At 64.7% G+C, this 22,614-nt stretch carries 19 protein-coding genes and 1 tRNA gene; 8 read left to right on the forward strand and 12 right to left on the reverse strand.

Annotated elements, in window-relative coordinates:
• Window positions 1–9 precede the first annotated feature (9 nt).
• Complete coding sequence (locus QTL98_RS17930; RefSeq protein WP_445679829.1) at window positions 10–2,253, reverse strand: primosomal protein N'; 2,244 nt, start codon at window positions 2,251–2,253, stop codon at window positions 10–12.
• A gap of 259 nt (window positions 2,254–2,512) precedes the next feature.
• Here QTL98_RS17930 and fsa point away from each other — a divergent pair, with 259 nt between their 5' ends.
• From fsa to QTL98_RS17960, 6 genes are all read left to right on the forward strand, one after another.
• Window positions 2,513–3,190, forward strand: a complete 678-nt coding sequence (gene fsa / locus QTL98_RS17935; protein ID WP_445679830.1) for a fructose-6-phosphate aldolase — start codon at window positions 2,513–2,515, stop codon at window positions 3,188–3,190.
• A 39-nt stretch (window positions 3,191–3,229) separates the two neighbouring features.
• Window positions 3,230–3,955 (forward strand): DUF484 family protein, encoded by a 726-nt coding sequence (locus QTL98_RS17940; protein WP_445679831.1) that lies wholly within the window; start codon window positions 3,230–3,232, stop codon window positions 3,953–3,955.
• Window positions 3,942–4,919 carry a tyrosine recombinase XerC gene (locus QTL98_RS17945; protein ID WP_445679832.1) on the forward strand — a complete coding sequence of 326 codons (978 nt, stop codon included), beginning with the start codon at window positions 3,942–3,944 and terminating at the stop codon, window positions 4,917–4,919. Before QTL98_RS17940 ends, QTL98_RS17945 begins: the two co-directional genes overlap by 14 nt.
• Window positions 4,919–5,794, forward strand: a complete 876-nt coding sequence (locus tag QTL98_RS17950) for a hypothetical protein (protein WP_445679833.1) — start codon at window positions 4,919–4,921, stop codon at window positions 5,792–5,794. The genes QTL98_RS17945 and QTL98_RS17950 overlap by 1 nt, the downstream gene beginning before the upstream one ends.
• Before the next feature lie 73 nt (window positions 5,795–5,867).
• Window positions 5,868–6,956, forward strand: a complete 1,089-nt coding sequence (locus QTL98_RS17955; protein WP_445679834.1) for an HD domain-containing phosphohydrolase — start codon at window positions 5,868–5,870, stop codon at window positions 6,954–6,956.
• A gap of 146 nt (window positions 6,957–7,102) precedes the next feature.
• Window positions 7,103–8,293, forward strand: a complete 1,191-nt coding sequence (locus tag QTL98_RS17960) for an HD-GYP domain-containing protein (RefSeq protein WP_445679835.1) — start codon at window positions 7,103–7,105, stop codon at window positions 8,291–8,293.
• Between the two features lie 42 nt (window positions 8,294–8,335).
• On the opposite strand, the gene QTL98_RS17965 is transcribed toward QTL98_RS17960, so the two are convergent.
• The 10 genes from QTL98_RS17965 to QTL98_RS18010 all read right to left on the reverse strand — a co-directional run bounded on the left by QTL98_RS17965 (window position 8,336) and on the right by QTL98_RS18010 (window position 18,486).
• Complete coding sequence (locus QTL98_RS17965; protein ID WP_445679836.1) at window positions 8,336–8,881, reverse strand: hypothetical protein; 546 nt, start codon at window positions 8,879–8,881, stop codon at window positions 8,336–8,338.
• Window positions 8,874–9,428, reverse strand: coding sequence for a response regulator (locus tag QTL98_RS17970; RefSeq protein WP_445679837.1), 555 nt, complete (start codon window positions 9,426–9,428; stop codon window positions 8,874–8,876). The genes QTL98_RS17965 and QTL98_RS17970 overlap by 8 nt, the downstream gene beginning before the upstream one ends.
• A gap of 190 nt (window positions 9,429–9,618) precedes the next feature.
• Entirely contained in the window at window positions 9,619–10,908 is a 1,290-nt protein-coding gene (ahcY, locus tag QTL98_RS17975; protein WP_445679838.1) for an adenosylhomocysteinase, read from the reverse strand.
• 111 nt (window positions 10,909–11,019) lie between these two features.
• On the reverse strand, window positions 11,020–12,411 hold the full coding sequence (locus QTL98_RS17980) for an FGGY-family carbohydrate kinase (RefSeq protein WP_445679839.1): 1,392 nt from the start codon (window positions 12,409–12,411) through the stop codon (window positions 11,020–11,022).
• 12 nt (window positions 12,412–12,423) lie between these two features.
• Window positions 12,424–12,762, reverse strand: a complete 339-nt coding sequence (gene rhaM / locus QTL98_RS17985; protein WP_445679840.1) for an L-rhamnose mutarotase — start codon at window positions 12,760–12,762, stop codon at window positions 12,424–12,426.
• Complete coding sequence (locus tag QTL98_RS17990; RefSeq protein ID WP_445679841.1) at window positions 12,759–13,796, reverse strand: ABC transporter permease; 1,038 nt, start codon at window positions 13,794–13,796, stop codon at window positions 12,759–12,761. Before QTL98_RS17990 ends, rhaM begins: the two co-directional genes overlap by 4 nt.
• Window positions 13,793–14,773, reverse strand: coding sequence for an ABC transporter permease (locus QTL98_RS17995; protein ID WP_445679842.1), 981 nt, complete (start codon window positions 14,771–14,773; stop codon window positions 13,793–13,795). The genes QTL98_RS17990 and QTL98_RS17995 overlap by 4 nt, the downstream gene beginning before the upstream one ends.
• Window positions 14,754–16,313, reverse strand: a complete 1,560-nt coding sequence (locus QTL98_RS18000; RefSeq protein WP_445682183.1) for a sugar ABC transporter ATP-binding protein — start codon at window positions 16,311–16,313, stop codon at window positions 14,754–14,756. The genes QTL98_RS17995 and QTL98_RS18000 overlap by 20 nt, the downstream gene beginning before the upstream one ends.
• Window positions 16,314–16,571: 258 nt before the next feature.
• Complete coding sequence (gene rhaS, locus QTL98_RS18005; RefSeq protein WP_445679843.1) at window positions 16,572–17,567, reverse strand: rhamnose ABC transporter substrate-binding protein; 996 nt, start codon at window positions 17,565–17,567, stop codon at window positions 16,572–16,574.
• A gap of 109 nt (window positions 17,568–17,676) precedes the next feature.
• Window positions 17,677–18,486 carry a DeoR/GlpR family DNA-binding transcription regulator gene (locus QTL98_RS18010; RefSeq protein WP_445679844.1) on the reverse strand — a complete coding sequence of 270 codons (810 nt, stop codon included), beginning with the start codon at window positions 18,484–18,486 and terminating at the stop codon, window positions 17,677–17,679.
• 307 nt (window positions 18,487–18,793) lie between these two features.
• Between QTL98_RS18010 and QTL98_RS18015 the strand changes: the two genes are divergently transcribed.
• Together QTL98_RS18015 and rhaI are read left to right on the forward strand one after the other, a co-directional pair.
• Window positions 18,794–20,914, forward strand: coding sequence for a bifunctional rhamnulose-1-phosphate aldolase/short-chain dehydrogenase (locus QTL98_RS18015; protein ID WP_445679845.1), 2,121 nt, complete (start codon window positions 18,794–18,796; stop codon window positions 20,912–20,914).
• A 108-nt stretch (window positions 20,915–21,022) separates the two neighbouring features.
• Window positions 21,023–22,321 carry an L-rhamnose catabolism isomerase gene (rhaI, locus tag QTL98_RS18020; protein WP_445679846.1) on the forward strand — a complete coding sequence of 433 codons (1,299 nt, stop codon included), beginning with the start codon at window positions 21,023–21,025 and terminating at the stop codon, window positions 22,319–22,321.
• Window positions 22,322–22,499: 178 nt separating this feature from the next.
• Here rhaI and QTL98_RS18025 read toward each other — a convergent pair.
• Window positions 22,500–22,576 (reverse strand) — tRNA-Arg (locus QTL98_RS18025).
• Between the last annotated feature and the right edge of the window lie 38 nt (window positions 22,577–22,614).

Raw genomic sequence — 22,614 nt, forward strand, 5'->3', positions numbered from 1 at the left:
GCTTTCCCCTCACAGGAAGCTGTAGGGGTCGATATCGACCTGCAGCCGCACGTTTGATGGTACGTCGAGCGCGCCCAGCCAGTCGCGCAGCAGCGGCTGCAGCGCAAAGCCCTTGGCTGCCTTTATGAGGAAGCGCCGCCGGTGCCGTCCGCGCAGGAGCGCCATCGGCGCCGGTGCCGGCCCCAGCACCCGCACTTCCGCTATCTGCGGCGCCGAGCGGGCGATGCGCCGGCAAAGATTATCCACCGCATCGGCATCCGGGCCGGAGATGATGAGTGCGGCAAGGCGCCCATATGGCGGCATACCCGCCTGCTGGCGCTCCTGAAGCTCGCGCTCCACGAACTCGTCGCGCTCGCCATCGGCCAGCGCCTGCATCACCGGATGGTCGGCCTGCCAGGTCTGGATCAGCACCCGGCCGGGCTTGTGGGCGCGGCCGGCACGGCCCGCCACCTGATGCAGCATCTGATAGGTGCGCTCCGCCGCGCGCAGATCGCCGCCGCCAAGCCCCACATCGCCATCCACCACCCCCACCAGCGTCAGGTGCGGGAAATGATGGCCCTTGGCCACCAACTGGGTGCCGATGATGACATCCGTCTCCTGCCGACGGATGCGCCCTACCGCCTCGGCAATCGCCGTCGGCCCGGTCATGGTGTCGGAGGACATCTCCAACACCCGCGCTTCAGGAAGCAGGGCCGCCACCTCCTCCGCCACCCGCTCCACACCGGGCCCACAGGCAACAAGGCTGTCCGCTTCCCCGCAGGAGGGGCAATGTTCCGGCAGCGGGGTGGAATAGCCGCAATGATGGCATTGCAGGCGCTTGCGGAAGCGGTGCTCCACCAGCCAGGCCGTGCAATGCGGGCACTGGATACGGTGACCGCAGGCCCGGCACAGGGTAAGCGGCGCATAACCCCGGCGATTGAGGAACAGCATGGCCTGATCGCCGGCGGCCACCGTTTCCTTCAAGGCATCCCTGAGCGCGGTGGAGAGAAACTGGTGGCGCTCCGGCTTGTCGGCGCGCAGATCGACAAGGCTGATCTCGGGCAGCTCCGCCCCGCCATGACGCTCCGGCAGGTGAACCCGCGCATACCGCCCGCCATCGGCATTGACCACGCTTTCCAGCGACGGCGTGGCGGAGACAAGCACCACCGGTATGGCGCCAAGATGCGCGCGCACCACCGCCATGTCGCGCCCGTTATAGGCAACGCCATCCTCCTGCTTGAAGGAGGCTTCGTGCTCTTCATCCACGATGATGAGGCGCAGATCGGCAAAGGGCAGGAAGAGCGCCGAGCGTGCACCGACGACAACGCGGCTGCGCCCCTCCGCCACCGAGCGCCAGCCGGTGCGGCGCTGCGCCTGGGTAAGCTCGGAATGCCAGATGAGCGGCGCGGCGCCGAAACGGCGGGAGAAACGCTCCGTCATCTGAGGGGTCAGGGCAATTTCCGGCACCAGCACCAGCACCTGCCCCTCACCCTCCAGCACCTCGGCGACGGCTTCCAGATAGACCTCGGTCTTGCCGGAGCCGGTCACGCCATCAAGCACCGTGGCGGAATAGGCATGGGCCGCAACAGCCCGCCGCAGCAGTTTTGCCGCCGCCTGCTGGTCAGGAGAAAAGCCGGGCGTCGTAAAGGTCGGGTCGAGCCGGCCCCCAAGGGCACGCGGCGAGAGCTCCACCGGCTGCAGCAATCTTGCATCGATAAGGCCGCGCACCACACCGGCCGACACCCCGGCCTCGCGGGCGATCTCGGCCGGGGTCAGCGGCGGCATGCCTTCCAGAGTCCGCAGAACCCGTGCCCGCGCCGGGGTAAGGCGCGGCAAGCTTTCAAAATCCATACCCTCGACCGGCAGGTATGCCGTTACCGTCTTCGGCTCTTCCAGTGCGGCAGGCACGGAAAGCGCCATGCGCAGCACGGCCCCCGGCGCCGAGAGGGTATAGGCCGCAACCCAGTCTACAAACCGGCGCAGCACCTCGCCCATCGGCGGTACCGGCATCAGCCCGAGAACGGATTTGAGCTTCGTTCCCTGCGGCGGCTCCCCACCAAGGCTCCACACCACGCCGATGAGGCGGCGTTGGCCGAGCGGCACCTCGACGATATCGCCGGGCGCCAGATCCAGCCCCTCCGGCACGCTGTAATGATAGGGGCCGGCAAGCGGCAGCGGCAGCAACACGGCGGCAAGGCGCACCGCATCCTTCTGCGCCAGTTCGGGCAGCAGCAGGCTTTGGGCGGCATCTTGCGGGGTGTTGCGGCTCGGCATCCGGTCTCCTTGGGCTGGCCCCTTTTCTACTGCCAGTGCAGCGGCGATGGCAAAAGCCGCCCTTGGCCCAACGAGAGATTGATCGTGCTGGCGTGAGCGCCTAGTTTTGGCCGCTAAGGCGCCCCCGACGACAGCAGCGCCCCCGTTTCAACAATCAGGATCGCGCCTCCCCTCGTCGAAGGAGGCGGCAAGCCCGCGCCGGATGCGCCACCACCCGACCCCCGTGCCGCGGCTTTTGACCAGCGAAGGAATGCACCCGATGAAGTTCTTTGTCGATACCGGCGACCTCAATGAGATCAAGGATCTCGCTGCCACCGGCCTGCTCGACGGCGTGACCACCAACCCGTCCCTGATTGCCAAGTCGGGCCGCAATTTCATCGAGCTGATCGGCGAGATTTGCGAAGTGGTCGACGGTCCGGTCAGCGCCGAAGTGGCCGCGACCGACTATGAGACCATGCTGGCTGAAGGCCGCTACCTCGCCAAGATCGCCCCGAATGTGTGCGTGAAGGTTCCGCTCACCGTCGACGGCCTCAAGGTCTGCAAGCAGCTTTCCGATGCCGGCACCCAGGTCAACGTTACGCTGTGCTTCTCGCCGGCGCAGGCGCTGCTGGCTGCAAAGGCCGGCGCGACCTTCATCTCCCCGTTCGTCGGCCGTCTCGACGATATCGGGCAGGACGGCCTGAACCTGATCAGCGACATCGTCGAGATCTACGCCGCCTACGATCACATCAAGACCGAGGTTCTGGTGGCTTCCATCCGCCACCCGATCCACCTGATCGAATCGGCCAAGATGGGCGCCCATGTCGCCACCATGCCGCCGTCGGTGATCCGTCAGCTCTATAGCCATCCGCTGACCGACAAGGGTCTGGCGGCGTTTGTGTCCGATTGGGCCAAAACCGGCCAGACCATCCTTGGCAACGCCAAGGCTGCCGAGTAAGACCGGGGGCAACCAGGCCTCAGGTTATCAGGAGTGACGATGAAGGAACGTCCGGAAACCGGATCCAAGGGAAAGAAGCCAGCGGGCGGCCTTTCGGCCGATGCGCTGGATGCGGAGCAGGTGGCAGGCTGGCTTGCCGCCCATCCGGAATTCCTGCAGGACCGCCCGGAACTCATCGCCGCCTCCGATCTGCCGGATAGCGGCGGGGGCGTCGTGGATTTCCGCGGCGCCCTCATCGCCCGCCAGCGCGACCAGGTTGCCGCACTGGAAAACCAGCTTGAGACGGTGATCGAGACGGCGCGCGCCAATCAGGAAGCGCAAGCCCGCCTGTTTGCCGCCCTTCTGCGTCTGATCGACAGCAGCACCGCCGATGCCCTTGCCCGCGCGCTGACGCAGGATCTGCCGACGATGCTCGATGTCGACAGCATCGTGCTGGCCGCCGAGCCCGGCCCCGGCGACAAGGTGATTTCCGGTGCCCGCGTGGTGCCCGAAGGCAGTGTTGAGGCCCGCGTCGGCACCCGCCCGCTGCATCTGGCCCCCGACAGCGAGGCCGATCCGCTGATTTTTGGCGAAGGAGCCGGCTCGATCCGCTCCCACGCCCTTGCCCGGCTTGATCTCGGGCCCGGCTTCCCGCTGGCGCTGGTGGCGCTCGGCAGCCGCGACCCGCTGGCCTTCCACCCCACGATGGCCACCGACCAGTTGCGTTTCTTCATCAAGGTGGTCGAGCGGCTGATTGCCGGTGCGCAGAAAGATGGCGCCGGCTGAGGCGCCCGACAGCGCGGCCAGCGGCGAAGCGGTCTGGTGGCCGCAAGCCGCCGCCGATCTGCGCGATGCCCTTGCCCGCTGGCGCCAATGGCTGACCATCGAGCGCAATGCCTCTACGCACACGCTGCGCGCCTATCAGGGCGATATCGAACAGTTCCTGACTTTTCTGGCCGGCCACAAGGGCGAGGCGATCAGCCTGAATGCCCTTTCCGATACGGCCCTTTCCGATTTTCGCGCCTGGCTCTCCCGCCGGGCGATGGAGGGCGCCGGTGTTGCCAGCCGTGCCCGCAACCTGTCCGGCGTGCGTAACTTCTTTCGCTGGCTGGACCGGCAGGGGTTGATGCACAACCCTTCGGCCACGCTGGTGCGCAACCCCAGGCGGCCGCAAAAGCTCCCCCGCCCCCTCACCCAGGCCGACGCGCTGGCAACGGTCGACATAGCCGCCGACATGCCGGAAGAGCGCTGGATCGGCCTGCGCGACCGGGCGCTGATGGCGCTTCTCTACGGTTGCGGCCTGCGCATCTCCGAAGCGCTCTCCGTTACCGTCGGCCAGTTCCCGCGGGGAGAAGAAGGGCTGAGGGTCGATGGCAAGGGCCGCAAGCAGCGTCTTGTGCCGGTCATCGAGCCGGTGCGGCAGGCCGTTGCCCGTTATCTGGAAGCGCGCCCCTTTGCCGTGACGCCGGAGAGCCCGCTCTTTGTCGGCGCCCGCGGCGGGCGGCTTTCAAGCGGCGTGGCCGAACGGCAGATGCGTGTGCTGCGCGGGGCGCTCGGCCTGCCGGAGACGGCAACGCCCCACGCCCTGCGGCACTCCTTTGCCACCCACCTGCTCTCTGCCGGGGCCGATCTGCGCAGCATTCAGGACCTGCTGGGCCATGCCTCGCTCAACAGCACCCAGCGCTATACCGATGTGGATGCCGAGCAGTTGCTGCGCATCTACCAGAACGCCCATCCTCGCGCCCGTTGATGCTCCTTGCCCCGCTGCGTGCCGGTTGGCGCCTTGTTCCGGCGATTGCCGAGGCCGGCGCTTTCGCTGCCGGGCTCTGGTGCCTCGCCCGGAGCGGCATCGCCGGGGCCGGTTTCCAGCCAGCCTTCCTGCAACTGCTTTTCGGCCTTCTGTTTCTGCTGCCGTTGGCCGCACTTTTCTACCGGTTCGATCATCTGCGCACCGCGCGCCTTCGGCAGCATGCCGCCACTGCAGTGCTCGGCACGGTCTCTCTCGCCTGCCTGTACGCCGGCCTGCAACCCCTTGGAATGCCGGTCAGCCTCGGCCTTGCAGCGGGGAGCTATGCCGCCCTCACCCTTGCCGGCGCGCGCCGACGGCCCGAGGCGCTGGCAAGCGCCGCGGGGCTCCTCATCCTGATGCTTGCCCTGACGCTGAAGGGACTGCCGGCAGCAGCCATGGCACTCACGCTCCTGCCGCTGGCGGCGGGTGCACTGCGGGCCCTTGCCGAAGCTTACGCCCTGCGGCATCTGGCGGCGGAGCCGGCTGGCGCCCGGCTCTTTTACGGGCTCATCCTGCCCCTGCCCCTTGGAGCCCTGCCGGCGCTTTTGAGCTGGCAGCCGGTAACCCCCACCGCCTGGCCCTGGGTGCTTGCGTCGGGCCTTGCCCTTGCTCTCGGGCACCTGCTGGCCCGCCTTGCCCGCCGCCATTCAAGCGGCCTTCCCCTGCCAGCTCCGGGCCCCCTTGCCCTTTTGTGGAATCTTTCACTCCTGCCCCTTCTGCAGGCAGGGGCTCCACCTCTGGACAGGTTGACCCTTGCCGGGCTCGTCACCATCGTACTGGTGACAGGAATACCCTTGTCATCAGGCCGCCCGGCAGGCAAAAGCCCGCGGACCTGACGACCGGTCAGTGCCTGCGGCCCGTTTAAGGTCTGGAGCCACAACCTGAGAGAAAGAATTCGGACCCCGAGAAATGCCGAGCAGTCTGCCCCCAGACCTGCCCTACCTGATCGTGGCGGACACCGACCGCCGCGAGCTGAGCCGTATCGAGGATATCTTCCGCTACGACTTCCAGGTGGTGTGGATGCGCGATGCGATGAGCATCGCCACGCTGAAGCTGCCGGAAGGCCGCATCGGCGTGGCGCTGGTCAGCGATACCATGCCGCGCGCCGGTGCCGATTTTGTCGAGGCCCTGCGCAATAACCCAGGCGTTGCCAACACACCGGTCGTGCTGATGGTGCAGAATACCGGCCGCCAGGGCGACCAGCGCTTCAGCGAATTTGCCCCGGAAGCCATGCTGACGCGCCCGCTGCTGCCCACGGTGCTGCGCGCAACCGTCCAGCGCCTGATGCGACGGCATGTGCAACTCGGCTGGCAGGCGCTCTCCGCCACGCAGCAGGAGTTGCTGGCCACCACGCTGCGCCTGTTCTATTCGCTGAAACCCGGCGAGGGTGGCATGCTCGACCTTGCTGACCTGCAGCATGGCGCCGCCCTTCTCGTCGATGCCTGTGCCAATGGCGATATCGCCGGCCTGCTCAATGCCCTGCGGCTTCACGACGATTACACCTGGGTCCACTCGGTGCGGGTTGCGGCGCAGATGGTGATGTTTGGCCGGCAGGCCGGCCTTAACGATGCCGACCTTGCGCGGCTGGCCGAAGCCGGGCTGGTGCACGACATCGGCAAGCTGAAACTCTCGCCCAGCCTGCTCAACAAGCAGGGAACGCTGACCGCCGGCGAACGCGCGGCAATGGAATCCCATGTCAGCCACGGCGTGCGCCTGCTGGAGGCGATCCGGGGCGTCAGCATCGAAGCCATCAATGTCACCGCCCGCCATCATGAAAGGCTGGATGGCAGCGGTTATCCCTTTGGTCTCAAGGGGGCAGAGATCGATGAGGCCAGCCTGCTGGGCGCGACCTGCGACATCTATATCGCCCTGACCGACCGCCGCTGCCACAAGCCGATGCTGACCAAAGAGCAGGCCATCGTCCGCATGCGCGAGATGTCCGCATCCGGCCAGCTCGATGGCAAGCTGGTGGAGCGCCTCGCGGAAGTCGCCCTCTGAGCCACCCGCTGCGCTCCATCCGGATCACCGGGACGGCAAAGCGGATACTGCCCTCCATCCTTCCTGTCAGGGTGGGCTCCCCCTCCGGTCAGATTGACCCTTCAGGCTCCTGCCCGCATCGTTCGGGCGCCGGGACCCTGACATCCTTGCCGGGCGAAACCAGCCCGCAATCGATGGTCGACACATCGATGGCACCGGCGCGCGCGCAGACAGAGCGCCTGTTTCTGGAACGACACCGGACCCTGGAATCCATGGCGCATTGCCCATCCTCAGATCTGCCCTATCTCGTCGTCGCGGATATTGACCGGCGCGAGTTCAACCGCATCGAGGATATCTTCCGTTACGATTTCCAGACGGTCTGGATGCGCGACGCCATGAGCATCACCAACCTCGTCCTGCCGGAGGGGCGGGTTGGCGTGGTTCTGGTCAGCGACAACCTGCCAAGAGCCGGCGCTGATTTTGTCGAGGCCCTGCGGCTCAACCCGGCCACTGCCGCCTCCCCTGTGGTGCTGATGGTGCAGAGCGCCCTGCGCCCGGGCGGAGAGCGTTTCAGCGAATTTGCCCCCGAAGCCATGCTGACCCGCCCGCTGCTGCCGACGGTTTTGCGGGCGACCGTCCAGCGGCTGATGCGCCGGAGCGTCCAGAAAAGCTGGCAGTCCCTCCGCCCCCGGCACCGGGAATTACTGGCCACCACGCTCAAGCTGTTTTCCGCCTTCGGGTCCGGCGCGGCCGGCGTGGTGGAGCTTGAGGTGCTGCGTCATGGCTCGCGGCTTCTGGTCGATGCCTGCTCCGACGGCCATGTCTCTGCCCTGCTGGACGCGCTGCGCCAGCATGACGACTACACCTGGGTTCACTCGACCCGGGTGGCCGCCCAGATGGTCATGTTCGGGCGCTATGTAGGCATGAGCCGGGGCGACCTCGAGCTGCTCGCCGAAGCCGGGCTGGTGCATGATATCGGCAAGCTCAAGGTGCCGCTCGCGGTCTTGAACAAGCAGGGCCCGCTCACCCCCGGCGAACGCGCCTCGATGGAAACGCATGTCGGCAGCGGAATGCGCCTCCTGGAGGCCCTGCCCGGCATCAGCCGGGAGGCCTCCCAGGTCACCGCGCGCCACCATGAAAGGCTGGACGGTACCGGCTATCCCTTCGGGCTGAAGGGCAGCGAGATCGACGAGGCGAGCCTGCTGGCAGCCCCTTGCGATGTCTATGTCGCGCTGACAGACCGGCGCTGTTACAAGCCCGCCTTCAGCAAGGATCAAGCCCTCTCGCACATGCGCGAAAGGGCGGGATCCCATTTTGACGGCAAATTGCTCGACCGGTTTGCCGAAGTCGCGCTTTGAGGCGCAGCCGCTCACCGGATACCGGGAGACAGGCCGGCACTCTCAGGCGGTCTGGAACTTGGCGATGGCCTGCTGCAAGGCCTTGACCAGCGCCTGGCCGATCTCACCGCCATCGCCGGTGATGTTCTGCAGCAGCACCACGCGGATGGCGTCGCAATGCGCCTTGATGACGAGCAGGCGCTCGTCGCTGATGGCGCTTTCATTCTCGGTGAAGCGGAAGAGCGAGCTGGCAAAGCTGGTAACCAGCGGATAACCGAAGGTACCCCCCTGTCCACGCAGCTCATGCGCGATGCGGCTGATCTTGCGCACAGCTTCCTGGCGCACGTCGCCGGCACCGGCCGACGCCTCGCGGTAGAACTCCAGCAGCTCATCCAGCGTGGTACGCGCCCATTCCGCATAACGCGCTGCAGCTTCAGCCAGCTCGGCTTCGGCCTTCTCCAGCGCCGCGCGCGAAAAACCACCTTCCTCGCCCGGCGGCAAGGGAGACTGGCCGGCGGTGACCTTGGCCTTCAGCTTGTTGCGCGGCTTGAAAATGCGCGTCTTGGCCTGCGGCTTGGCCGGCGGCTGGCCCTGCTTGTCGTCACTCATAAACCACCTCGCAGTCTGCTTCCGTCTGCTCGCGCCGTTCGGGGCCATTATACCCCGCCAGCCTTGTGCGACGGCGGTCCGGGCCAAAATAGGTTTCCGACCGGATGAAGGGGCGCGGGCGCTCGATCACCGCTTCGATCTTCTTGGCAACGGAACTGACCGAGAAGGGCTTGGCCAGGAACTCCGTCACCCCCAGATCGCGGGCCCGCGCCAGCGCGTCGCGGTCGACAAATCCGGAAATCATGATAACCGGCAGGAACCGGTCCGGTGAATCCTTGCTCATGCGGATCCATTTGAGCAGGCCGAACCCGTCCACCGGCTCCATCAGCATGTCGGTAATGACAAAATCCACGCCCAGCGCGCCGGCGCGCTCGGGCGACATGCTCATCAGTTGCAGGTAATCGACCGCTTCCTTGCCGTCCTTGAACTTGGAGACCTTGCCGCATCCCAGCGACTGCAGCACCCCGAACAGCACTGATCGAATGTAGTCGTTATCTTCCACCACCATCACCGAGACGGCTGAGAAGTCATACCTGAAAGCCGCCATGCGACACAGTTCCCCCGCTGTCACCCAGGGCGAGTGAGCTACCTTCCAGCCAGCGCCTCAATCGACACGATACCGGCACAATGGATCGCACATAATTGGCATAACTGCCTTAAAAAAAAGAAACCCTGCGCGAGCAAATGCTCGCGCAGGGTTTCTTTTGACTGCCGGTTGATCGCCCCGGCAGCACCGATCAGTAGCGGTAGTGATCCGGCTTGAACGGGCCGGCGCTTTCCACACCGATGTAGTCAGCCTGCTCCTTGGAGAGGGTGCTCAGCTTCACGCCCAGCTTGGCGAGGTGCAGCTTGGCAACCTTCTCGTCCAGGTGCTTCGGCAGCACATAGACCTGACGGTCATACTTGGCATGGTTCAGCCACAGCTCGATCTGGGCCAGCACCTGGTTGGTGAAGCTGGCGGACATCACGAAGCTCGGGTGGCCGGTGGCGCAGCCGAGATTCACGAGGCGGCCTTCGGCGAGCAGGATGATGCGCTTGCCATCGGCAAACTCGACCTCGTCCACCTGCGGCTTGACGTTGTGCCACTTGAGGTTACGCAGCGCGCCAACCTGGATTTCGCTGTCGAAGTGACCGATGTTGCAGACGATCGCACGGTCCTTCATCTGGCGCATGTGATCGACGGTGATGACATCGATGTTGCCGGTGCAGGTGACGAAGATGTCGCCGAGCGGAGCGGCCTCTTCCATGGTCACGACCTGATAGCCTTCCATCGCCGCCTGCAGTGCGCAGATCGGGTCGATTTCGGTGACCATCACGCGGGCGCCCTGGCTGCGCAGGCTCTCGGCCGAGCCCTTGCCCACATCGCCATAACCGGCAATGACGGCAACCTTGCCGGCCAGCATCACGTCGGTGGCGCGCTTGATGCCGTCAACGAGGCTTTCGCGGCAGCCATAGAGGTTGTCGAACTTCGACTTGGTGACGCTGTCATTGACGTTGATGGCCGGCACCTTGAGCGTGCCCTTCTTGGCCATCTCGTAGAGACGGTGCACACCCGTGGTGGTCTCTTCGGAGATGCCCTTGATGTCGTCGAGCAGCTTGGGGAACTTGTCGTGCATGACCTGGGTCAGGTCACCGCCATCATCGAGGATCATGTTCGGAACCCAGCCGTTCGGGCCCTCGATGGTCTTCTCGATGCACCACCAGAACTCTTCCTCGCTCATGCCCTTCCAGGCGAAGACGGGGATGCCGGCAGCGGCAATCGCTGCGGCAGCCTGGTCCTGGGTCGAGAAGATGTTGCAGGAGGACCAGCGCACTTCAGCACCCAGCGCCGTCAGCGTCTCGATGAGAACGGCGGTCTGGATGGTCATGTGCAAGCTGCCGGCGATGCGGGCGCCCTTCAGCGGCTGGGACTTGCCGAACTCCGCACGCAGCGCCATGAGGCCCGGCATTTCGGTTTCGGCGATGGTGATCTCCTTGCGACCCCAGTCGGCAAGCGAGAGATCCTTGACCTTGAAATCCTCGGCCATGGCTTGAACTCCGGTAACAATGTGGAATGGGCGAATTTATCTGACGCCGGGTTTATCAGCCCGGCCGGCCCGTTTCAAGCATAAAGATATCTTTATATATCAGATCTGCTTCTATGCGGCAGGCTGCAACCCCTTGAGCGCCCGCTCGCGCCACAAGGTGCGATAGCCCTCAAGACCGGCGAGCGCAGAAGGGGCATAACGCGTGCCGTCTTCACGTGCCGGCCGATGGTCGAGACCGAGCGCAAGCAGTGCCGCGCCGGCCGTGGTGCCGGTGGAGCCCGGCAGTGCCTGCACCTCCCGCCCGCACAAGGCGGCAAGCACGGTGCAGAACCAGGCATTGCGCGCCAGCGGCCCTTCAACCAGCACCGGCCCGCCCGCCCCTGTCAGGTTCAGGCACTCATCGGCGCTAAGCGCCAGCGACAAGGCCGCCGCCGCCGTCCGCTCGGCTGAGGAAAGACTGGAGACCGGCTGGCTCCACCCGCCCCTGGCGGCCGGAAAAGGCCCGACGCCCGGCGCAAAGCCGGCAAAAGCCATCACCCCACGTGCGATCATCGCCGTCAGCACAGCGTCATCGAAAGGTGCCGGTTCGGCGCCGGCCATCATCGCATCCCATTCCCGCCCCGCCATGAAGCGGGCACAGGGAACCGCGCGGCCAAGCGCATCGACATTGGCAAGGCAGTCGCGTGTACGCTCCAGCGTCGCCAGGCTGCCGCCGACGGAAAACAGCACCGCCCAGGTGCCGGTCGAAAAGACGGCAAAGGGTGCAGGGCGGCTCAGCACATGCGGCAACAGCGTGGCGTTGCTGTCATGGATGCCGCAGACAATCCGGCAATCCGCCGGCAGGCCGCAGCGCCGGGCAATCTCCGGCAGGACCGGGCCCAGCGTATCTGCCGCCGGCCTTACCGGCGGCAACAGATGCTCCCAGCCCATCTTGCGCACCAGTGAGGAAGGCTCGCCGCTGCGCAGATCCCAGAGGTCGGTGTGGCAGCCAAGCGAGGTCACCTCGCTCGCCATCACCCCCGACAGGCGCCAGGCCCAGTATTGCGGATAGGCAAGAAAGGCTGTTGCCCGGGAAAAGGCTTCCGGCCAAAGCCGCTGCTGCCAGTAAAGCTGGCGCGCAAGATTGAGGCCCGAGGGCAGGCGCGCGGCATAGGTCTCGGCAAAGTCCGGCCGGATCGCCTCATAGTCGGCAGCAAACTCATCCGGCCCGTCATGCTCGTAATCGAGCACGGGCAGCACCGGCCCCGCCGCATCCACCAGCACGCCCGAGGCGCCATGGGTGGTGACGCTGATGGCACCGATCTGCGCATCGCGCGCAAGCTGGGCTAGGCCATCCAGCAGCCAGTTCCACAGGCCTTCCACATCAAAATGCGGATAGGGGCCGGTGCCAACCGGCTGGTTGGGACGGGTCAGCAGACGGCGCTCGGCGAGCGTTGCGGCATCGACCAGCGCCAGCTTGACGTTGGTCTTGCCGATATCGAGCACGGCAATGGCACGGGTCATCAACAGGGCCGTTCAGCGCATGTGGAAGACGGGCACAAGCGGCGTTGCCACCGGCTCGTTATCGCCATGGGTCAGCATGATATCCGCCATGTGCGCCCACCAGCGTTTCATCACCGCCGTCTCCGGCAGCGCGGCCATGGTGTGATCGAGCCGCCGCCACAGCACACCGATGAGCGCATTGCTCGCCTCATCCAGAAAGATCGAATAGTCGGTGACCCCGGCGCCGTGCAGCAGATCGACCAGTTCCGGCCAGATCTCGTCATGCCGACGGCGATATTCCTCAAGGCAGCCGGGGTTCAGCTGCATGCGGAAGGCATATTTCTCGCGGCCATTTTCGATGATGACAGTCATCGCTTCGCCCTGCCCGATACGCCCTGCCAGCGCCGCGCCAGCTTGCGAATGCCGATCGGCAGCGCGATGACGCCGATGAGCAGCAGCCCGACGAAGATGGACATGACGATGCCCGGAACGTTGAGCAGGCCGAAGCCGAAGGTCACAAGCCCCATGACAAAGGCGGCGATAACGACGCCAACAATGGTGCCCGAACCGCCCATGATGCTGACACCGCCCAGCACCACCATCGTGACCACCTCAAGCTCCCACCCCAGCGCGATGGAAGGCCGGGTGGAGCCGACACGGGCCGTCAGCAGGATGGAAGCAATGCCGCTGGCAAGCCCCGTCAGCAGAAAGAGCGAGAAACGTACCTTCTGCACCCGCACGCCGGAAAAGAGCGCCGCCACCGGATTGTTGCCGACAGCAAAGATCTGCCGGCCAAAGACCGTCTTGTGCAAGAGAAGGCCGAACAGGAAGGCCAGCACGGCAAACAGCGCCAGCTCGAACGAGAACACCCACCACACATATCCCTGGCCGAACCAGGCAAAGCTGGAGGGGTAATTGCGATAGACCCCGTCACCGAGCGCGATGTAGCAGATGCCGCGAAAGAGGCTCATCGTACCGATGGTGACGACGATGCTGGGCAGCTGGAAACGGGTGATGAGAAAGCCGTTGAAAGCGCCCGCCGCAAGGCCGGTCAACAGGCCCACCGCCACCAGCCCCGGCGTGCCGACACCGGCCTCGGCCGCGGCCCCCATGGTCACAGAGGCAAGCGCAATGATCGAGGCGACGGACAGGTCGATATCGCCGGCGATGATCAAGAGCGCCATGGCGAGCGCGATGATCGCCTTTTCGGTGAAGTTGAAGGTGGCGTCGCTCAGGTTCCACGGATCGAGGAAATAGGGCGAAGCGAAGGAGTTGATGAGGAAGATGCCGATGGCGACCGCCAGCAGCAGCACCTCCCAGCGCATCCAGCGCCGCCAGCCGAGATCGAGCCGGTCCGGCAGGGTGCCGGGCGACCCGGCCAGGGTATCGAGCGTATGGTCGGTCATGACTGGGCCTGTGCTTCGCGCAGGATAAGGCGTCCACGGCGGCGACCGCTGCGGGCATTGATGATGACGGCGGCGATGATGACCCCGCCGGAAATAGCCATCTGCCAGAAGGGCGAGACGCCGATGACCGGCAGCGCATTCTTGGTGATGCCGAGGAAGAGAGCGCCCAGAACAGCGCCCCCCACGGTGCCAATGCCCCCGGCAATGCTGACACCGCCGATGACGCAGGCCGCAATCACATCAAGCTCGAAGCCGCCGGCGATATCGACATAGGCAACAGCATAGCGCGACACCCAAAGGTAACCGCAGAGCCCGGCCAGAAGGCCGCTCATCACATAAGCGGCAAACTGCGTGCGCCCGACATCGAGCCCGGCATAGACCGCCGCCGTCGGATTGCCGCCCACGGCATAGAAGGCACGGCCAAGCCGGGTCCAGGCGATGGCGGCCGCCACCAGCAGGACGATCACGATTGCCGTCCAGGCAAGGAGCGGCAGACCGAGAAACTCGACACGCGGCAGGCCGATGAAGGCCGGGCTCATCTGATGGGCATTGATCCACGCCCCGCCGGAAAGCAGGAAGATGGTGCCGCGATAGATGGAAAGCGTGCCGAGCGTCACCACGATGGAGGGGATGCCGACACGCCAGACCAGCAGACCGTTGACGACGCCGAGCGCGCCGCCGACCACCAGTGTCAGCAGCAACAGAACCGGCATCGGGATGGCAGGATTGGCGGCATTGACCATCGCCACCACCATGCCCGAGAGGGCAAGGTTGGCAGCAACGGAAAGGTCGATACAGCGCGTCATGATGACGGCCATCTGCCCCAGCGCCAGCATCATCAGGATGGAGGTATCGGTAAAGACCTGGGCGAGGTTGCCCGGCGTCACGAACTCCGGCGCACGCAGGCCGATGAGCGCGATGAGCGCGATGACGACCAGCGCCAGCAGGAATTCGCGGTTACGGATGAGGGGCTGCATGAGCCTGCTCCTGACTGGCAGTACCGGAGGTGGAAGCCGCGCCTTCGTTGCCGGTCGCCGCACGCACCAGCGTTTCGGCATCGAGGCCGCCGCGCTCGAAAGCGCCGACGATGCGACCTTCGCGCATCACCATCACCCGGTCGGACATGCCGAGAATTTCGGGAATTTCAGAGGAAACCATGATGACGCTGAGCCCCTGGGCCGCCAGCTCGCTCATGAAACCATGGATCGCGGCCTTGGAGCCGACATCGACACCCTTGGTCGGCTCATCGAGGATGATGACGCGCGGCCCCATGGCGAGCCACTTGCCGATCACCACCTTCTGCTGGTTGCCGCCGGAAAGCGTGCCCACTTCCTGCGACAGGCTGTGGGCTTTGAGCTGCAGGCGCCGTGCGTAGCCGCGCGCAAGATCGAACTGCTCGGCCATGCGCACGAAGCCGGAATGCGAGATTCGGCCAAGCGACGGGAGCGCGATATTCTCGAACACCGGCAATTGCAGCACGACGCCCTGCCGCCCGCGCTCCTCCGGCACATAGACAAGGCCGGCTTCCAGCGCCTCGCGCGGGTGCGTGCAACGATAAGGCTGACCGCCCAGCGTCACCGACCCGCTGCTCGTGGCCGTTATGCCAAAAAGCGCCTGCATCACCTCGCTGCGCCCGGCACCGACAAGGCCGTAGAAGCCGAGAATTTCGCCCTTGCGCAGAGTGAAGGAGATATCTGCAAACTCGGTGGGGTGGCAGAGGCCTTCCACCGCCAGCACCGCCTCGCCGGGTTCGGTCTCGATCTTGGGGAAAACCTGATCGACGGTGCGGCCCACCATCAGACGGATGAGATGGTTGGTATCGGCATTGGCCATCAGGCCAAAGCCGACCGACTTGCCGTCGCGGAACACGGTGTAGCGGTCAGCGACGCGGAAGACTTCCTCGAACTTGTGGCTGATGAAGAGGATCGCCTTGCCTTCGGCCTTCAGCGTATCGACGATGGCGTAAAGCTCCTCCACCTCCTTGTGGGAGAGCGAAGCCGTCGGCTCGTCCATGATGACGATCTTGGCATCCACCGACAGGGCGCGGGCAATCGCCACCAGATGCTTGCGGGCAATGCCAAGGTCGCGCAGGCGCGTATCGGGATGGATATCGGTTTCGAGCCGCGCGAAGATTTCACGCGTGCGCTCGCGCATCAGCTTCCAGTCCACGAAGCCCCAGCGCGTGCGCGGCTGCTGGCCCATGAAGATGTTCTCGGCCACCGTCAGTTCGTCGAACAGCACCGTTTCCTGATGGATGGCGGTGATGCCGCGGCGCATGGCGTCTTCGGCGCCATCGAAGGTAACGGCCTCGCCTTCCAGCAGGATCTGCCCTTCATCGGGCTGATAGATGCCGGTGAGCGTTTTGACGAGGGTAGATTTTCCGGCGCCGTTTTCGCCGATGAGCGCGGTCACCTGCCCCGGATAAAGGGCAAGGTCCACACCGTCGAGCGCCCGCACGCCTGGAAAGGATTTGGCGATGCCCCGCATGAAAAGGAGCGGCGCCGGCTCTCCCGGCATCACCGGAAAAGGCTGTGACGCCTGGGCCTCGCCTGGCCCCTCGCCGGAGGGCTTCTGAGCGGAAACAGTCACCATGAAACGACACCAGAAATCGCTTGAAAGCGCTACGGCCACCCGGGTTTGCCGGAGCCGGCGGAAGCCGGGCGCAGCAGAGTGGGGCAAGGGCCGCAGAGGGCACTGGCCGGAAGGCGGACACTCCCCCTTCCGGCAGCACCGACATTTGAAAGGGGCGGCCCCGAAGGGCCGCTCCGGTCAGGATCAGAAGATCTTGGCAAACTCGTCGACGTTCTTGGCGTCGTAGACGAACGGGTCGGCCATGGCGCCGGTGCTGTCTTCATCCAGCGTCACTTCGCCCATGCGGCCCATCGGGATGGAAGCGCCGGGCTTCGCCTCGGCCTTACCCTTGACGAGGTTGTAGGCGATCATCGTGGCCGAGTAGCCAAGATCGATCGGGTTCCAGATGGCGAAGCTCTTGACCGAGCCGGCCTTCACATGGCCCGCCAGTTCGGACGGCAGGCCAAGGCCGGTCACATAGACCTTGCCGACGAGGCCCTGATCTTCAACGGCCTGCGCAGCCGCCACGATGCCGACGGAAGTCGGTGCGACGATGGCCTTGACGCCCGGGTTGCTCTTCAAGAGACCCAGCGTCTCGCGGTAGCTCTTGTCGGCGAGGTCATCGCCATAAACGGTGGAGACGAGGTTCATACCCGGATGCTGCGGCAGGACCTTCTTCATCTCCTCGATCCAGGTGTTCTGGTTGGTCGAGGTCGGGGTGGCGGAAAGGATGGCGAAATCGCCCTTGCCTTCCGGCAGCACCTTCTCGGCCAGCAGCACGCACATGTTGCCGATGAGCGGGTTGCTGGAGGGGTTGAGGTGCATCAGGCGGCCTTCCTTGGCCACACCGCTATCCCAGGAGATGACCTTGATGCCGCGATCCATCGCCTTCTTGAGCGCCGGGACCAGCGCATCGGTGTCATTGGCGGAAACGGCGATCGCATCCACCTTCTGGGCGATGAGGGAGTTGATCACCTCAATCTGGCCTTCGGCGGTGGTGGTGGTCGGGCCGGTGTAGATCACCTCGGCATCGCCCACTTCCTTGGCGGCTTCCTGCGCACCCTTGTTGGCGGCTTCGAAGAAGCCGATGCCCAAAGCCTTGACGACGAGGCCGATGCGCACCGGGGCAGCTTCGGCCTGAACCACGCTGAGGGTGGCCACGACGGCAGCCGTCGCGGCAAGAATCTTCAAGAGTTTCATGTTTCCCTTTCCTCCCCATGAACTTGAGGGATTTGGCCTGTTTTTTCTGTTATGGCCGCACCCGGTATCCTTCCCCTGCCCCGGCTTCTTGCGGCCATGGGGCAGAGGGTCAGGCAACCGATGTTCCGGCCCCCTTTGCCCGCGTTTCCCGCGGCGCCACGATCAGGCGGACCCCCGCCTGCTCCACCATCTTCGCGTCCCGGGTATTGATCCGGTCGTCGGTGATGATCGTCGAAACCCGTGTGAGCGGGCACAGGATGAGGCTGGAGCGCTGGTCGAACTTGCTGGCATCCACCAGCACGATCAGCTCGTCCGCCTGGTCGATCAGCTTCTGCTCTGCCTGGATCAGCAGCGGATCGGCCTCCATGATGCCGAGCGGCCCCACGGCCTGCGCGCCCATGAACATCTTGGACGCGTAGAAATTGGTGGTCACATCGTTGCCGAACGGGCTGAGGATAATGTTCTGCTCGCGATAGATCGCGCCGCCCGGCACCGTGATGGTGTTCTTGGAATGCTTGAGCAGATGCTCGGCAATCGGAAACGAGTTGGTCAGTACCTGCATCCGGCGCGCGGCCAGGAAATGCACCATCTGGTGGGTCGTGGTGCCGCCATTGATGATGATGGAGTCCCCGTCTGCGCACAGTTCCACCGCAGCGCGCGCAATTGCGCGTTTATGATCGGAATTGACGGTTTCGTTGACAGAGAAGGGGCGGCCGACAATGGCCGCCTGCTGCGGAGGATGCAGCGCTTCCGCCCCGCCGCGCACCTTGCGGACGCGACCCTGGACGTGAAGTGCCGTAATATCGCGGCGTATCGTGGCTTCTGAAGCGCCGGTGAGATCGACAAGCTGGGCAATGGTCACCACAGCCCGGTCGTTCACCGCACTCAAAATCACTCTATGGCGCTCGATTTCGTGCATCAATTGCTCCCTGATGGCGCTGATCATCCTGCATATAAGAGCGCTGTCAATCATATTTGATCTTTTATGATCATTTTTGCGCCGCAAAAGATCAATGTTGCGACGCAAAATGAAATATTTTGATCAAACTTGATTGACCACGCTCGGATGGCGGCTCTAGGATCGCTCCAGCTCGAAGACGGACCTTTTGCCAAATGGGGCCGCAAGACCCGAGGCCGTTCGAGAGGAACGCCTGAAACCAGACGCCGCCAGACAAAGCCGCGGCGCGCCCGGCCAGCCAAGCCGCCGATCAAGAGGACGCCACCTGATGACGATCATTACCGGAACGGCCCCAACCAGCGCCACCGCTCCGATCCCCTCGAAATGGGATGCTGCCGCGGCGGCCGGCAAGAGCGAGCCGGAACTGCTGCTTTACCGGTCGAACCTGCTGGGTTCGGACAAGCGCATCACCAATTTTGGTGGCGGCAACACCTCGGCCAAGGTGATGCAGAAGGACCCGCTGACCGGCGCAATGGTCGAGGTGCTGTGGGTCAAGGGATCGGGCGGCGATGTCGGCTCCATGAAGCTCGACGGCTTTTCCACTCTTTATATGGAGAAGCTGCGCGCCTTGAAGGGCATCTATCGTGGCCCCGAGCATGAAGACGAGATGGTGGGCTACCTGCCCCACTGTACCTTCAACCTCAATCCGCGTGCGGCCTCCATCGATACCCCGCTGCACGCCTATGTGCCGTTCCCGCATGTTGACCACATGCACCCGGACGCCGTGATCGCCATTGCCGCCTCGAAGAACAGCAAGGCGCTGACGAAGGAAATCTTCGGCGAGGATATCGGCTGGCTGCCCTGGCGGCGCCCGGGCTACCAGCTTGGCCTGTGGCTGGAAAAGTTTGTGCTCGAGAATCCGAAGGCGCGCGGCGTGGTGCTGGAAAGCCACGGCCTCTTCACCTGGGGCAAGACGGCGCATGAATGCTACGAGATCACGCTGGAGATCATCAACAAGGCCAGCAGCTGGTTTGCCGGGCAGAGCGCCGGCAAGCCGGCCTTTGGCGGAGCAAAACACACGGCCCTGCCGGTGGAAAAGCGCCGCGCCGTCGCCGCGAAGCTGATGCCAGCCCTGCGCGGCCTCATCGGCCAGGAAGAGCGCAAGGTCGGCCATTTTGATGATCAGGCCGCCGTGCTGGAATTTGTCGGCGCGAATGACATGCCGGCACTCGCCGCGCTCGGCACCTCCTGCCCTGATCATTTCCTGCGCACCAAGATCCGCCCGCTGGTCGTCGCCTACGATCCCGCCGCCGACAATCTTGATGCCGTGCTGGCGGGCCTGCCCGAGGCGGTGGCTGCCTATCGCGGCGACTATGCCGGCTATTATGAGCGCTGCAAGCACGCCAACAGCCCGGCGATGCGAGACGCCAATGCCGTGGTCTATCTGGTGCCGGGCGTTGGCATGATCACCTTCGCCAAGGACAAGGCAACGGCGCGCATTGCCGGCGAGTTCTACGTCAATGCCATCAATGTGATGCGCGGCGCCTCGACGGTCAGCGAGTATGTCGGCCTTTCCGAGCAGGAAGCCTTCGATATCGAATACTGGCTGCTTGAGGAAGCCAAGCTGCAGCGCATGCCCAAACCCAAGAGCCTTGCTGGCCGTGTTGCGCTGGTGACCGGCGGTGCCGGGGGCATCGGCCGCGCGACCGCGGAGCGCCTGCTGGGCGAAGGGGCCTGCGTGGTGCTGGCCGATATCGACGAGGCCGCGCTCGCCGCCACCTCGGCAGAACTCGGCCGCCGCTTTACCGGCGACAATGTGCGCACCGCCCTCGTCAATGTGACGCAGGAAAATGCCGTCATCGCCGCCTTCGCAGAGGCTGCCGTGGAATATGGCGGTCTCGACATTCTGGTCTCCAATGCCGGCATCTCCTCTTCGGCGCCGATAGAAGACACGCCGCTGGAGATGTGGAACCGCAATATCGACATCCTCGCCACCGGCTATTTCCTTGTCTCGCGCGAAGCCTTCCGCCTGTTCAAGAAGCAGAAGCTGGGCGGCGCGGTGGCCTTCGTCGCCTCCAAGAACGGCCTTGCCGCCTCTCCGAACGCGGCGGCCTATTGCACGGCCAAGGCCGCAGAAATCCATCTGGCCCGCTGCCTTGCGCTGGAAGGCGCCGGTGATGGTATCCGCGTCAATGTGGTGAACCCGGACGCGGTGCTGCGCGGCTCCAAGATCTGGACCGGCGAATGGCGCGAGCAGCGTGCGGCCGCCTACAACATGAAGCCGGATGAGCTGGAAGAGCATTACCGCCAGCGCTCGATGCTGAAGCGCAACGTGCTGCCGGAAGATATCGCCGAGGCGATCTACTTCCTCGTCTCCGACATGTCGGCCAAATCCACCGGCAACATCATGAACGTCGACGCCGGTAACGCCCAATCTTTCACGCGCTGACGGCATTCACCCGCTGACGGCCGGATGGCAGACTGAAGCCCGACCGGAAGACGCGAAGAATAACAACGGCGCCGGTCTCAGACCGGCGCCGCCAAGGAAGAAACGCCCATGACCGAGCTGCTGATCAGCGCCGCGATCCTCACGGCGGAAAATGAAAAGCGCCAGCGCACGCTGGACGAAGACTATCAGGCGCTGGGAAGCCAGCTTGCCCGCCGCGGCATCGATATCGAGAAGATTGCGGCCGAGGTTGCCCGTTTCGCTGTTGCCATCCCCTCCTGGGGTGTCGGCACCGGCGGCACCCGCTTTGCGCGTTTTCCCGGCAAGGGCGAGCCGCGCGGCATTGAGGAGAAACTGGATGACTGCTCCGTCATCCAGCAGTTGACGCGCTCCACCCCGACGGTGTCGCTGCACATCCCCTGGGACAGGCCGAAGGATGCAAAGGCGCTGAAGGCCCATGCCGCCGCGCGCGGGCTTGGCTTCGACGCCATGAACTCCAACACCTTCCAGGACCAGAAGGGTCAGGCGCTCTCCTATAAATATGGTAGCCTCAGCCATACCGATGCCGCCACACGGCAACAGGCGGTGGATCACAATATAGAGTGCATCGAGATCGGCGAGGCGCTCGGGTCGAAGGCGCTGTCGGTGTGGATCGGCGACGGTTCCAATTTCCCCGGCCAGCAGCATTTCACCCGCGCCTTTGAGCGCTATCTTGAAGCCTGCGGCAAAATCTACAAACGCCTGCCGGACGACTGGCGCCTGATGCTCGAACACAAGATGTTCGAGCCGGCCTTCTATTCCACCGTCATCCAGGACTGGGGCAGCAACTATCTGGCGGCACAGGAACTGGGGCCGAAGGCCTGGTGCCTCGTCGATCTCGGCCACCATGCGCCCAACACCAATATCGAGATGATCGTGGCGCGCCTCATCCAGTTCAAAAAACTGGGCGGCTTCCACTTCAATGATTCCAAATATGGTGATGACGACCTCGATACCGGCGCCATCAACCCCTACCAGCTCTTTCTGGTTTTCAACGAACTGGTGGATGCGGCCAGCCGCAAGGCGCCCGGCTTCGAGCCCGGCTACATGCTCGACCAGTCGCACAATGTAACCGACCCGATCGAAAGCCTGATGACGAGCGCCATGGAAGTGGTGCGCGCCTATGCGCAGGCCCTCCTCATCGACCGCAAGGCGCTGGAGGGATACCAGCAGGAGAATGATGCGCTGATGGCAGCCCAGACGCTGAAGCGCGCCTACACCACCGATGTCGCCCCGCTGCTGGCCATGGTGCGCCAGCGTGCCGGCGGCGCCATAGATCCGGTGGCGACCTATCGTGCCGCCGGCTATCGCGCCCAAGTGGCCGAGGCCCGGCCGGCCGACCCCAATGCCGGCGGCTCCGGCATCGTGTGATCCGGCCCTGTTTTCGAGGACTACTCCCGAGGCAGCTTTCTGCCCGACTGGCCCGGCCCGCTTCCCGCGGCGCCGGGCTTTTTCATGGCCGCTGCGGCGAGAGACGCCGGCCTGCTGAAAAGAGCCCCAAAAGCAAAAACCCCCGAATTTCCGTGAGGAAATTCAAGGGGCTTTAGAATGGCGCGCTCGGAAGGACTCGAACCTCCAGCCTTCTGATTCGTAGTCAGATGCTCTATCCAATTGAGCTACGAGCGCATGGCTGTTTCCGACCGGTTTTGCGCCGCTTTCGAAGC

The organism is Radicibacter daui, assembly GCA_030657355.1.
GTDB classification, from domain to species: Bacteria; Pseudomonadota; Alphaproteobacteria; order Radicibacterales; family Radicibacteraceae; genus Radicibacter; species Radicibacter daui.